Below are 13383 nucleotides of genomic sequence, written 5' to 3'. Positions count from 1 at the left end.
CAGGCTAGGGAGGGGCGATGAAATCCCGATGACACGGCCGCCCGTGTGAAGCCGGGGCGCACGGCGGCCCCCGCCGCGCGCGCCGCCGCGCGCCGCCCCGCGCCGTCGGTTAGCGTCGCGATCCCGTGATCGGAGCACAGGTGTCCCTCCCCTTCCCCACCCGGCGCACCGCCCTGCGCACCCTCGCCGGCCTCGGCGGGGCCGTCGCCCTCGGCGCCACGGCCTGCGGCCCGGACGGCGCGGCCGGCTCCGGAGCCTCGACGGCGCCGAGCAGCCCGGCCGCCACCGTCGGAGCGGGCGGGAAGCGCCGGTTCGGCGCCGAGTGGGAGAGCCACACCCGTACCTTCATGTCCTGGCCGGCCCTCGCCTCCGTCTGGGGGGAGGACCTGCCGTCGGTACGGGAGGACATCGCCGGCATCGCCCGCGCCGTCGCGGAGTTCGAGGCCGTGGTGATGATGGCCCGCCCCGAGCAGGTGGCGGCGGCGCAGCAGGCCTGCGGCTCGCAGGTCGAGGTCATCCCGCTCCCGGTCGACGACCTGTGGGCCCGGGACACCGTGCCCGTCTTCGTCGAGGACGACCGCGAGCTCATCGGCGTGGACTTCAACTTCAACGGCTGGGGCGACAAGCAGGAGCACGCCAACGACGCCCAGGTGGGCCGCAAGCTGCTCGCCCGCTACCACATCCCCCGTGAGCAGGCCCCGCTGGTCGCCGAGGGCGGCTCCTTCGAGACCGACGGCGAGGGCACCCTGCTCATCACCGAGAGCTCGATCGTCAACGTGAACCGCAACCCGGGGAAGAGCCGGGACCAGATCCAGGCGGAGCTGATCGAGCTCCTGGGCGTGCGGAAGGTGGTCTGGCTGGCCGGCGTCCGCGGCGAGGACATCACCGACGCCCACGTGGACAGCCTCGTACGGTTCACCGCACCCGGCGTGGTCCTCCTCGACCAGGCGTTCCCGGGCACTCCCCCGGACTCCTGGTCCCGCTCGGCCGACCAGGCCCGCTCGGTGCTCTCCCGGGCGACCGACGCCCGGGGCCGCCGCTTCGAGATCGTCGACCTGCCCCAGCCCGACCTGGACAAGATCACCGGGGAGGGCCGGGACTTCGTGTCCAGCTACGCCAACTTCTACGTCGCCAACGACTCGGTCTTCCTGCCGAAGTTCGGCGACGCGCAGGCGGACGCCCGGGCCAAGGCGATCCTCCAGGAGCACTTCCCCGAGCGGGAGGTCGTGCAGCTGCAGATCGACACCATCGCCTCCGGCGGCGGCGGCATCCACTGCGCCACGCACGACCAGCCGGGGAAGCCGGCGGCCTGACGGGCGGCCCACGGGCGGCCTGACCGCGAACCTCGCGTGGGCCTCGCCCGGGCGCTGCAGGGCTCGCGCGGCGGCCGGGGCGGCGCTCGCCCCTGGCGCCACGTGGCGCCATGCGGCACCTTCTGGCGCCACGTGCGTCGCCGCCACGCGCCATTCGGAGCCACATGGCGCCACAATGACTTGCCATGGCGCCATCCTGGTGCCACTATGGTGCACATGGACCTGACCCCCTTCGTCGATCACCTCCGCCGGGAGCTCGCGGTCGCCGCCAGCGCCGGCGGGGACGAGGCCCGCGCCCTGGCCGAGCGGCTCACCGCGCCCCTGGAGTCGGCCGCCCGGCTGACCCTGCTGAACGCGCTGTCCGCCGCCTCGGACGAGATCACCCGGGACCTGGCCCCGGGCTCGGTGGACGTGCGGCTGCGGGGGCTCGACCCCGAGTTCGTGGTGACCGCCCCGCCGGCCACCGAGTCCCTCGCCGTGGAGCCCGCCAGCCTGACCACGCCGATGGCGCCACCGGCGGCACCCGTGGCGCCATCGGTCGCGGACGCCGAGGACGGGGCCACGGCCCGCATCAACTTCCGGCTCCCCGCACCGTTGAAGGCCCGCGTCGAGGAGGCGGCCGGCCGGGACGGCCTGTCCGTCAACGCCTGGCTCGTCCGGGCGGTGGGCCTCGCCCTGGAGCCGGGCGCCGCCCCGGCCAGACCGGCCCCCCGCGCCTCGGGCCACGGACAGAGCTACCAGGGCTGGGTGCGCTAGCCGAAGTCCTCGCCCCTCCCCCACGCACAGCGCCCCACCTGCGGAAACATCCACCAGAGTCAAGAGGACGGGACAGCCATGCCTTCTTACGACACCCCCGAGCCCATCACCGCGGTCCTCGAGTTCGAGGTCGCCAACGTGCGGCTCACCGCGAGCAAGCGCGGCACCACGGTCGTCGAGGTGCAGCCCAGCAACGGGGCCGACGACGCCGACGCGCGGGCCGCGCAGCAGACCACGGTCACGTACGCCAACGGCGTCCTCGCCCTCAAGGGCCCCAAGAAGCGGGGCCTGTTCGGCAAGCAGGGCTCGATCGACGTGACCGTCGAGCTCCCCGCCGGATCGCACCTCCGCAGCACCGCGCCCATGGGGGACTACGTGGCGGAGGGGCCGCTCGGCGAGTGCCGGATCAAGACCTCCTTCGGCGACATCCGCCTCGACGAGGCCGGCGTCGTGGACCTGCGCACCGGCTTCGGCGACATCCGCGTCGACCGCGCCGTCGGCGACGCCGAGATCCACGGCTCGGGCCGCGTCGACATCGGCGAGATCGAGGGGGCCGCCACCGTCAAGAACGGGAACGGCGAGACCGTGATCGGCGAGATCACCGGCCACCTCAGGGCCAACGCGTCCAACGGGCGCATCACGATCGGCGTCGCGCACTCCTCCGTCGACGCCAAGTCCGCCAACGGCGCCATCGGGGTGCAGCAGGTGGCCCGCGGCGTCATCAACCTCCAGACCTCCGTCGGCGACCTGGAGATCGGCATCCGCGAGTCCACCGCCGCCTGGCTGGACGTCCACTCCAAGTTCGGCACGCTCCGCAACTCCCTCGACGCCGCCGAGAACCCCGGCACCACCGACGGCACCGTCGAGATCCACGCCCGCACCAGCGTCGGCGACATCGTGATCCGCCGCGCCTGACCTCCCCGGAAGGGAGAGCGCAGCCCATGACCGCGACCACCACCGGCCGGGCCGCCACCACGGCCCCGCCCGCCATCTCCGCCCACGGTCTGCACAAGTCGTACGGCGACAAGATCGTCCTGGCCGGCATCGACCTCAGCATCCCCGAGGGCACGGTCTTCGCCCTCCTCGGCCCCAACGGGGCCGGCAAGACCACCACCGTCGAGATCCTCTCGACCCTCGTCGAACCCGACGCCGGGCGGGCCCGCGTCGCAGGACACGACCTCGCCGAGCGGCCCGAGGGCGTTCGCTCCGCGATCGGCGTCACCGGCCAGTTCGCCGCCGTCGACAACCTCCTGACCGCCGAGGAGAACCTGCTCCTGATGGCGGACCTGCGGCACCTGCCCCGGCCCGAGGGCCGCCGCCGGGCCGCCGGTCTCCTGGAGCGGTTCGAACTCACCGAGGCCGCCCGCAAGCCGGTCTCCACCCTCTCCGGCGGCATGCGCCGCAAGCTCGACCTCGCGATGACCCTGGTCGGCGACCCGCGGATCATCTTCCTCGACGAACCGACCACGGGTCTCGACCCCCGCAGCCGCCGCACCATGTGGGAGATCATCCGCGGGCTCGTCACCGAGCAGGGCGTCACCCTCTTCCTCACCACCCAGTACCTGGAGGAGGCCGACCAGCTCGCCGACCGCATCGCCGTCCTCGACCGGGGCCGACTGGTCGCCGAGGGCACCCCCGACGAGCTCAAGCGGCTGATCCCCGGCGGCCACATCCGGCTCGGCTTCGCCGGACTCGCGGAACTCGACGCCGCCGCCCGCCACTTCGGCGCCGCGGCCCGCGACCCCGAGGAACTCACCCTCCGCGTCCCCAGCGACGGCGGCATACCGACCCTGCGGGCCGTCCTCGACGTCCTCGACGGCGCCGGGCTGCGGGCCGAGTCGCTCACCGTGCACACGCCCGACCTCGACGACGTGTTCCTGACCCTCACCGGTCACGGGACGCCCGACTCCACGACGGAGATGGCCCGATGAGCACCCTCAGCTACGCCGTCAGCGACTCCCTGACCATGCTGCGGCGGAACCTCAAACACGCGCAGCGCTATCCGTCGATGACCGTCTCCACCGTCATCATGCCCGTGATGATGCTGCTGCTGTTCAACTACGCCTTCGGCGGCGCCATCGGCGCCGGGATCTCCGGCGCCGGAGGCGGCGCGTACATCGACTACGTCGCGCCCGGCATCATCCTCATGGCCGCGACCGCCGGCGCGGTCGCCACGGCGGTCGGCGTCTGCGTCGACATGACCGAGGGGATCGTCAACCGCTTCCGCACCATGTCGATATCCCGCGCCGCGTTCCTCACCGGGCACGTCGTCGGCAGCGTGATCCAGACCCTGATCGCCGTCGCCCTGGTCATCGGGGTCGCCCTCGCCATCGGCTTCCGGCCCAACGCCTCTCCCGTCGAATGGCTCGCCGTCATCGGCATGCTGACCCTGCTCGTCCTCGCCCTCACCTGGCTCGCCGCCGGCATGGGCCTGGTGGCGAAGACCCCCGAGTCGGCCAGCAACGCACCCCTGCCGCTGACCTTCCTGCCCTTCCTGGGCAGCGCCATCGTCCCGACCGACTCCATGCCGACCGGGCTGCGCTGGTTCGCCGAGTACCAGCCCTTCACCCCCGTCATCGAGACCCTGCGCGGGCTCCTCATGGGCACCGGGATCGGCAACAGCGGCTACCTCGCCCTCGCCTGGTGCCTCGGCCTCAGCCTCGCCGGCTACCTCTGGGCCCGCTCCGCCTTCGGCCGCACGGCCAAGCGCTGACCGCCGGGGCGCTCCGCCCCCGGCACCGGAACGACACGGCTCACCCCGCCCGGCCTCGCCGCCGCGCCAACGGGCAGCACGGGTAGTGGAGTTCGACTCATCCCTCCGCGCCCTCCTCCCGCACGCCTCCTCCCGCACCACCGCTCCCGCGCGCGCCGCGCGCCGTCGGGACGCCCCGTGCTGCCCGCACGCCCACCACCACAGACCCTCCTCACCCGACAGGACCCACCTCCGTGGCTACCTTCCTCTCCCGGCTCGGCCGCTTCGCCTTCCGAAGGCGGGGCCTGGTCGTCCTCCTGTGGCTCCTCGCCCTGGTCGGCACGGGCTTCGCCGCCTCCTCCGCCCCGCCCCCTCCCGCCGACACCTTCTCGATGCCGGGGACGGAGTCCCAGAAGGCCTTCGACCTGCTCCAGGAGAGGTTCCCGGCGGCCCGCGCCGACGGCGCCGCCGCCCGGGTCGTCATCCGCGCCCCCGGCGCCGAGCGGCTCACCTCCCCCGAGCGCCGAGCACAGGTCGAGGCGCTCGTCGCCGACCTGGCCCGGGCACCGCAAGTGGCCGCCGTGGCAGACCCGTTCACGACGCACGCGGTCAGCTCCGACCGTACGACCGGCTACGCGTACGTCACGTACCAGGCGTCCGCGACCGAGCTCACCGACGCGGCGCACGACGGTCTCGCCCGGGCGATGGAGCGGGCCCGCGGGGCCGGGCTCACCGTCGAGGCCGGCGGGGACGCCGTCAAGATCGAGCAGGCGATGAGCGGTACGGGCGAGAAGCTCGGCATCCTCGTCTCGGCCGTGGTCCTGCTGCTCACCTTCGGTTCGCTGGTGGCCGCCGGCATGCCGCTGCTGACGGCGGTCATCGGGGTGGGCATCGGCATCGGCGCCATCACGGCGCTCGGCAGCACCCTCGGCCTGTCGTCCACGGCCTCGACGCTCGCGATGATGATCGGCCTCGCGGTCGGCATCGACTACGCGCTGTTCATCGTCTCCCGCTACCGCTCCGAGATCGCCGAGGGGCGGGAGCGCGCCGAGGCCGCGGCCCGCTCCGTGGGCACCGCCGGTTCGGCCGTCGTCTTCGCCGGGCTCACCGTGGTCATCGCCCTGTCCGGGCTCGCGGTGGTGAACGTCCCGATGCTCACGAAGATGGGTCTGACCGCGGCCGGGACCGTCGCCGTGGCCGTCCTCGTCGCCCTCACCCTCGTCCCCGCCCTCCTCGGCTTCGCCCCCGTCCGGGTGCTCGCCCGCCGGGACCGCAAGCAGTACACCGGCAAGCCGCTGTCGGAGCGTCAGCAGCGCCGGGCCGCCCGGCGCGCGGCCCGCACCAAGCCCCACCTGGGCGCCCGCTGGGCCGGACTCGTGCTGCGTCACCCGGTCGCCGTGCTGCTGGTCGGCGTCCTCGGCCTCGGCGCCGTCGCCGTACCGGCGGCGAGCCTCGAACTGGGGCTGCCGGGCGAGGGCACCATGGCCCCGGACACCACCCAGCGCAAGGCGTACGACCTGTTGTCGGACTCCTTCGGCCCCGGCTTCAACGGCCCGCTCACGGTCACCGTCCAGGCGAAGGACGCGAAGGCGGCGGCGGAGCGGGTGCGCACGGCCCTGGAAGGGTTCCCCGGCGTCGCGACCGTCTCCCCCGTGACGGCGAACCCGGGCGGTGACACGGCGCTGGTGACCGTCGTCCCCGCGACGGGGCCGACCGAGGCCAGGACCGAGGAGCTGGTGCGCTCCCTGCGCACGGCGGCCGGGGGCCTGGAGACCCGGACGGGCGCCACGGAGATCCTGGTCGCGGGCCAGACCGCGATGTTCATCGACTTCTCCCGGACCCTCGACGACGCGCTGCTGCCCTACCTCGCGCTGGTGGTCGGCCTGGCCTTCCTGCTGCTGATGCTGGTCTTCCGCTCCGTGCTCGTCCCGCTCAAGGCGGCCCTGGGCTTCCTGCTGTCGGTGGGCGCGGCCCTCGGCGCCGTCGTGGCCGTCTTCCAGTGGGGCTGGCTCGCCGAGCTGTTCGGCGTCGACCACCCCGGCCCGGTGATGAGCACCCTGCCGATCTTCATGATCGGTGTGGTCTTCGGGCTGGCGATGGACTACGAGGTCTTCCTGGTGTCCCGGATGCGCGAGGCGTACGTCCACGGCGCCCGGCCGGGCGAGGCCGTCGTCACCGGCTTCCGGTACGGCGGCCGGGTCGTCGGCGCCGCCGCGGTCATCATGGCCGGCGTCTTCTCCGGCTTCGTCCTGGAGGAGAACGACTTCGTCAAGATGATCGGCTTCGGTCTCGCCGCCGCCGTCCTCTTCGACGCCTTCGTGGTCCGGATGGCGATCGTGCCGGCCCTCTTCGCCCTGCTCGGCAGGTCCGCGTGGTGGCTGCCCCGCTGGCTCGACCGGCTCCTGCCGGACCTCGACGTCGAGGGCGAGCGGCCGGCCCGGGCCGAGGGGGCCGTGCCGGCGGACGCCGCGCGGGAGCGGCACCCGGTGGGCTGAGCGGACGCGCGGAGGGGCGCTCCCTGCCGGGCACCGGGCACGCGGCCCGGCTGGGCACCGTCGAGGCCGTGACGGCGCCGGCGTTCTCCCCCGACGGCACGACCCTCGCCGTCGCGGGGGGGGCGCCGGCACGCTCCAGCTCTGGGACGTGCCGTCGGGCCGGCCGCTGGGCTCCCCGCTCCCGACGCCGGGTGACGGGATCGTGGCCGTGGCCTTCACTCCGGATGGCCGCGCGGTGCACAGCGTGGGAAGGCACAGCGGCGTCCGGTCCACCCCGGTGGACCCCGGGCGATCGGCGGTGTCGGTGTGCGGGCGTGCGGGCGGCGAGCTGTCGCCGGAGGACTGGCGGACGCACCTGCCCGGCATCCCGTACCGGAAGGTGTGCTGACCGTCGTCGGCGGCCTTGCGCGGCCGCGCGCGGGTCTCTAGTCTCCTCGCGCAATGGTTAGGAATGTTTCCTGACCATCGCGCTTCCGTGCGCTTCCGTGCCGAACGGAACGCGACCCAGCCCACACTGGTGCACCACTTCACCCGAGGACGCCCGATGTCACAGGCACATCAGCACCGTTCCGCGCACTCCTCCCACCGATGGCGCCGCCCCCTCGCGGGCCTCGCCGTCGCCGCCACCGCCCTCACCGGGGTCACCGCCCTCGGCGGCCCGGCCGCCGGCGCGGACGCCCCGGCCCTGATCTCGTCGGGCCGCCCCACCACCGCCTCCTCCGTCGAGGGCTCCGGATTCGACGCCGGGCGCGCGGTGGACGGCAACACCGGTACGCGGTGGGCCAGTCAGGAGGGCACGGACCCGCAGTGGATCCGCATCGACCTGGGCGCCGGCCGCACGATCTCCCGGGTGAAGCTCAACTGGGAGGCCGCGTACGGCAAGACGTACCGGATCCAGACCTCCGACGACGGCTCCGCCTGGACGGACGTCTACTCCACCACTGCGGGCGACGGCGGCACCGACGACCTGACGGTCAACGGAACGGGACGCTACATCCGCCTGTACGGCACCGCGCGCGGCACCGCGTACGGGTACTCCCTGTGGGAGTTCGAGGTCTACGGCACCGGGACGGGCGGTCCCGGCCCCGGCCCCGGCCCCGGCCCCGGCGTGCCGTTCGGCAGCCATACCCGGCCGTACGTCGCCGGGACGCTGAGGCCGAGCGGCACGCAGGCCGCGCTCGACCAGAAGGTGATCGACTACTACGCCAAGTGGAAGGCCGCCTTCCTCCGGCAGAACTGCGGCAACGGCTGGTACCAGGTGATATCGCCGGACGCCGACCACCCCTACGTCGGCGAGGCGCAGGGCTACGGGATGGTCATCGCGGCGACCATGGCCGGCGCGGACCCCGACGCGAAGAAGATCTTCGACGGCCTGACGAAGTGGATGATCGACCATCCCTCCTCCGTCAACCGGGACCTGCTCGCCGCCGAACAGGACGCCTCCTGCAAGAGCGTCGACGGGAGCGACGGGGCCACCGACGGCGACATGGACGTCGCCTACGGCCTGCTGCTGGCGGACCGGCAGTGGGGCAGCTCGGGGACGTACGACTACAAGGCGCTGGCCCTCAAGCACATCGCCGCGATCAAGAAGGACGAGCTCAACCCCTCGACCAACCTGCTGAAGCTGGGCGACTGGAGCGGCCAGGGCGACGAGCACTACTACGTCACCCGCACCTCGGACTGGATGGTCGACCACTTCCGCGCCTTCCGCGCGGCGAGCGGCGACGCCGCCTGGGACACCGTCCGCACCGCCCACCAGAACCAGATCGCGAACCTGCAGAGCAAGTACGCGCCGAACACCGGCCTGCTGCCCGACTTCGTCGTCAACACCAACAGCACGCCGAAGCCGGCCCCGGGCAAGGTCCTGGAGGACCCGAACGACGGCGCGTACTGGTGGAACGCCTGCCGCACCCCGTGGCGCATCGCCGACGACGCGGTGACCAGCGGCGACGCCAAGTCGCTCGCGGCGGCGCGCAAGCTCAACAGCTGGATCAAGGGCAAGACCGGCGGCGACCCGAACAAGATCGGCGTCGGGTACAGGCTCGACGGGAGCCAGATCTCCTCGGGCAGCGAGGCGGCCTACTTCGCCCCGTTCGCGCTGGCCGCGATGACCGACCCGGGCAGCCAGGCCTGGCTCGACGCGCTGTGGAACAAGATGGTGGCGACGCCGGTCGACACCAGCAGTTACTTCTCGGCGAGCATCCAGCTCCAGGTCATGATCACGGCGTCCGGCAACCACTGGGTCCCGTAGCGGCCCCGCGTCCGGCCCCCGGTGACGCCGCCCGAAGGGCGGGCGGCGTCCCGGGGTGCCAGGCTGGTGCCGGGGGGGTACCGGACCTGCGAAGGGAATGCCCCGTGATCACCACCGACTTCTCCCCCGGCTCCCCCTGCTGGCTCGACCTCGGCGCGCCCGACGTCCCGGCCGCCGCGGCCTTCTACGGGGCCGTGTTCGGCTGGGAGTACGAGTCGATGGACGGGGACGAGGGCGGCGGGGGCGCTGAGGGTACGGACGCCGGCTCGGGCGCCGACTCGGGCGCCGAGAACACCGGGACCACCGAGGACTTCGAGGGCGGCATGTTCCGGAAGGACGGCAGGATCGTCGCCGGGCTCGGCAGCCTCACGGAGGAGGGGGCGCGTTCGGCCTGGATGATCTACTACAGCGTCGACGACGCCGATGCCACGACGGAGGCGGTCGTACAGGGCGGGGGCACCGTCCGGGTGCCGCCCCGGGACCTCGACGAGTGGGGCCGGATGGCCCAGTACAGCGACCCCCTGGGCGGCCAGTTCGCCGTCTGGCAGCCGGGGTCGAACAAGGGCGCCGAACTGGTGGACGAGCCGGGCTCGCTGTCCTGGACCGAGCTGTACACGAGCGACGCCGCGGCGGCCAGGGAGTTCTACGCGAGCGTCCTCGGCTGGTGGTACAGCGACATGGAGATGCCGGGCGGCGAGGGCACGTACACCCTGATCACGCCCTCCGGTCTCCCGGCCGAGCGCATGCACGGCGGGCTCCTGGAGCTCTCCCCGGACGACCTCGCGCTCGCGGGCGGACGGCCGTACTGGCACCCGGTCTTCGCCGTGACGGACTGCGACGCCACGGCCGCCGCGGTCACCGCGAACGGCGGCAGCGTCCAGATGGGTCCGGCCGACGTGCCGGGGGTGGGCAGGCTGGCGGTCTGTCTCGACCCGGCCAACGCGGACTTCGTCGTCCTGGCCCCGGAGGCGAACGGCTGAACCGTCCCGCCCCCGGTCGGCGCCCCGACCCGCTAACGTACCGGCGAGTAGGGCGGGGCGGCCGCCCGGACGCGCGGCGGCGAAGGGTGAGGGCGATGGAACGGCAGTGGAGACTGGAGGAGAGCACGGTCGTCGACGCGCCTCCGGCGTCCGTCTACCGGCTCGTGTCGGAGCTGCGGAACATGGGGCGGTGGAGCCCGGAGTGCCGGTCGGTGCGGGTGCTGTCGCGCGGGCCGGTGCGGGCCGGGACGCGCTTCGTCGGCCTCAACCGGCGCGGACCCTTCGTCTGGTTCACGGTGGGCCGGGTGGTCCGGGCCCAGCAGGACCAGGCGTTCACCTTCGACGTCGGCGTCTTCGGGCTGCCGATCGCCCGCTGGGGCTACCGGTTCGAGCCCGAGGGCTCGGGCACCCGGGTCACCGAGTCCTGGCAGGACCTGCGGACCGGCGGGGCCCGCGGCAAGGTCGCCGAACTCCTCGGCACGGTCTTCGCGGGCACGAACCCGGACCGCCGGATCGCCGTCAACCGGGCCGGGATGCGCGCCACCCTGGCCGCGATCGCGGGGACCGCGACCCTGGGCCGTACGGGGTCGTAGGGCACCCGAGCGAGGACGCCGACGAGGGGCGGGCACCGGAGCGAGGACGCCGGCAGGGGGCGGGCACCGGAGCGAGGACGCCGGCAGGGGCGGCGAGGGAGCCGGCACCGCCGCGTCCTCCCGCCGCCGCTCGTCCTACCGCCAGTCGTCCCAGGGCGGGTCGATCTCCTCCTCGTCGAACGGGGGCTCCTCGTCCGGGTCGAAGACCGGCCCGTCGTGCCGAGGCGCCGGGCGGGCCGCCCGCGCGCCGCCGCCCGCGGGGGCGACGGCAGGGGCCGGGGCGGGGGCGGCCGGCTGGACCGCGGCGGCGGACGGGCCGGGCTCGGCGCCGGTGTGCTCCGCGAGCGCGTCGAGGACGCCCTGGCCGTACTTGGTGAGCTTGGCCTCGCCTACGCCGCCGACCGTCCCCAGCTCGTCGACCGTGGTGGGCAGCCGGGTCGCGATCTCCCGCAGCGTCGCGTCGTGGAAGACGACGTACGCCGGGACGCCCTGCTCGCGGGCGGCCGCGGCCCGCCAGGCGCGGAGCGCCTCGAAGACGGGCACGGCAGCGGCCGGGAGGTCGACCGGCACGCGGGCGCCCTTGCCGGAGCGGGAACCCGACTCCTTGCGGGGCGCGGCGGCCGGGGCCTTCTCCTTGCGCATCGGGACGGTGCGGCGCCCGCCGAGCACCTCGCCGCTGCCGTCCGTGAGGACGAGCGTCCCGTAGTCCCCCTCGACCGCGAGCAGCCCCTGGGCCAGGAGCTGGCGCACGACGCCCCGCCACTCCGCCGTGGTCAGGTCCGCGCCGACGCCGAACACGGAGAGCGCGTCGTGGTCGAACTGGATGACCTTGGCCGTCTTCTTGCCCTGGAGGATGTCGATGATCTGGCCGGCGCCGAACTTCTGGCGCCGCTCCTTGGCCAGTCGCCACACGGTGGACAGCAGCTTCTGCGCGGCGACCGTGCCGTCCCAGGACTCGGCGGGCGTCAGGCAGGTGTCGCAGTTGCCGCACGGCTCGGCCTTCTGGCCGAAGTACGCGAGGAGCCGGACCCGGCGGCAGTCGACGGTCTCGCAGAGCGCGAGCATGGAGTCCAGGTGCGCCGCGAGGGAACGGCGGTGGGCGTCGTCGCCCTCGGAGCCGTCGATGAGCTTGCGCTGCTGCACGACGTCCTGCAGTCCGTAGGCCAGCCAGGCCGTGGCCGGGGCCCCGTCGCGGCCGGCGCGGCCGGTCTCCTGGTAGTAGCCCTCGACGGACTTGGGCAGGTCGAGGTGGGCCACGAAGCGCACGTCGGGCTTGTCGATGCCCATCCCGAAGGCGATCGTGGCCACCACGACGACGCCGTCCTCGCGGAGGAAGCGCGACTGGTTCGCGGCGCGCGTGGCCGCGTCCATGCCCGCGTGGTAGGGCACGGCGTCGACCCCGTTCTCCACGAGGAAGGCGGCGGTCTTCTCCACCGAGGACCGGGACAGGCAGTAGACGACTCCGGCGTCCCCTTCGTGCTCGGTGCGGATGAGCTCCAGCACCTGCTTCATCGCGCTGTTCTTCGGGACGATGCGGTACTGGATGTTCGGCCGGTCGAAGCTGGCGACGAAGTGCCGGGCCTCCTGCAGCCCGAGCCGGCCGGCGATCTCGGCGTGGGTGGCCTCGGTGGCCGTCGCCGTCAGCGCGATCCGCGGCACCTTGGGCCAGCGCTCGTGGAGCATGGACAGCGCGAGGTAGTCGGGCCGGAAGTCGTGGCCCCACTGGGCGACGCAGTGCGCCTCGTCGATCGCGAAGAGCGAGACCTTGCCCCGGTCGAGCAGCCGCTGCATGCCCTCGGTACGCAGCCGCTCGGGCGCCAGGTAGAGGATGTCCAGCTCGTCGGCGAGGAAGGCCCGCTCGACCTCCTGCCGCTGGTACCCGTCCTGCGTCGAGTTGAGGAAGCCGGCCCGGACGCCGAGCGCGGTGAGCGCGTCCACCTGGTCCTGCATCAGCGCGATGAGCGGCGAGATGACGACGCCGGTGCCCTCTCTGACGAGCGCCGGGATCTGGTAGCAGAGCGACTTGCCGCCGCCGGTCGGCATCAGCACGAGGGCGTCGCCGCCTGCGACGACCTGCTCGATGATCTCTTCCTGCTCGCCGCGGAAGGAGCCGTAACCGAAGACGCGGTGCAGCACCCGCAGGGCGTCGGAGGTCTCGGTGGAAGCGTCGGTGAGGGCCATTCGAAAAGCCTATCCGTCCCGACCGACACCCTCGGACCGTCCGCCGCGAGCTGTGGAAAACTCCGGGACCGCCCCGGTCCGCCTCCCCGGCCGGCGCCGCCCCGTCGTCCGGCCGGAAGGAG

General features: G+C 73.6%; 10 protein-coding genes. 9 read left to right on the top strand and 1 reads right to left on the bottom strand.

What is annotated here, in order from left to right:
* Nucleotides 1-140 precede the first annotated feature (140 nt).
* The 9 genes from ABD981_RS00545 to ABD981_RS00505 all read left to right on the top strand — a co-directional run bounded on the left by ABD981_RS00545 (nt 141) and on the right by ABD981_RS00505 (nt 11080).
* Nucleotides 141-1313, top strand: a complete 1173-nt coding sequence (locus ABD981_RS00545) for an agmatine deiminase family protein (protein ID WP_046905954.1) — start codon at nt 141-143, stop codon at nt 1311-1313.
* A gap of 216 nt (nt 1314-1529) precedes the next feature.
* Nucleotides 1530-2069: a hypothetical protein gene (locus ABD981_RS00540; protein ID WP_046906061.1), complete on the top strand. Its 540-nt coding sequence runs from the start codon at nt 1530-1532 to the stop codon at nt 2067-2069.
* 78 nt (nt 2070-2147) lie between these two features.
* Entirely contained in the window at nt 2148-2984 is an 837-nt protein-coding gene (locus tag ABD981_RS00535) for a DUF4097 family beta strand repeat-containing protein (RefSeq protein ID WP_046905953.1), read from the top strand.
* A gap of 26 nt (nt 2985-3010) precedes the next feature.
* Complete coding sequence (locus ABD981_RS00530) at nt 3011-4000, top strand: ATP-binding cassette domain-containing protein (RefSeq protein WP_046905952.1); 990 nt, start codon at nt 3011-3013, stop codon at nt 3998-4000.
* Complete coding sequence (locus tag ABD981_RS00525; RefSeq protein ID WP_046905951.1) at nt 3997-4782, top strand: ABC transporter permease; 786 nt, start codon at nt 3997-3999, stop codon at nt 4780-4782. Before ABD981_RS00530 ends, ABD981_RS00525 begins: the two co-directional genes overlap by 4 nt.
* Before the next feature lie 233 nt (nt 4783-5015).
* On the top strand, nt 5016-7256 hold the full coding sequence (locus ABD981_RS00520; protein ID WP_046905950.1) for an MMPL family transporter: 2241 nt from the start codon (nt 5016-5018) through the stop codon (nt 7254-7256).
* A 544-nt stretch (nt 7257-7800) separates the two neighbouring features.
* The gene (locus ABD981_RS00515; protein WP_046905949.1) at nt 7801-9507 is read left to right on the top strand and encodes a glycosyl hydrolase family 8; all 1707 of its coding nucleotides are present in this window, start codon (nt 7801-7803) and stop codon (nt 9505-9507) included.
* Between the two features lie 104 nt (nt 9508-9611).
* The gene (locus ABD981_RS00510; RefSeq protein ID WP_046905948.1) at nt 9612-10487 is read left to right on the top strand and encodes a VOC family protein; all 876 of its coding nucleotides are present in this window, start codon (nt 9612-9614) and stop codon (nt 10485-10487) included.
* Nucleotides 10488-10582: 95 nt separating this feature from the next.
* Nucleotides 10583-11080, top strand: coding sequence for an SRPBCC family protein (locus ABD981_RS00505; protein ID WP_046905947.1), 498 nt, complete (start codon nt 10583-10585; stop codon nt 11078-11080).
* A 135-nt stretch (nt 11081-11215) separates the two neighbouring features.
* On the opposite strand, the gene recQ is transcribed toward ABD981_RS00505, so the two are convergent.
* Nucleotides 11216-13261, bottom strand: coding sequence for a DNA helicase RecQ (gene recQ / locus ABD981_RS00500; RefSeq protein ID WP_345527300.1), 2046 nt, complete (start codon nt 13259-13261; stop codon nt 11216-11218).
* Nucleotides 13262-13383 lie beyond the last annotated feature (122 nt).

Origin of the sequence: Streptomyces showdoensis (assembly GCF_039535475.1) — a bacterium.
GTDB lineage: Bacteria > Actinomycetota > Actinomycetes > Streptomycetales > Streptomycetaceae > Streptomyces > Streptomyces showdoensis.
Note: the sequence above shows the minus strand (reverse complement) of the source record. Positions and strands in the feature narration are given on the sequence as shown.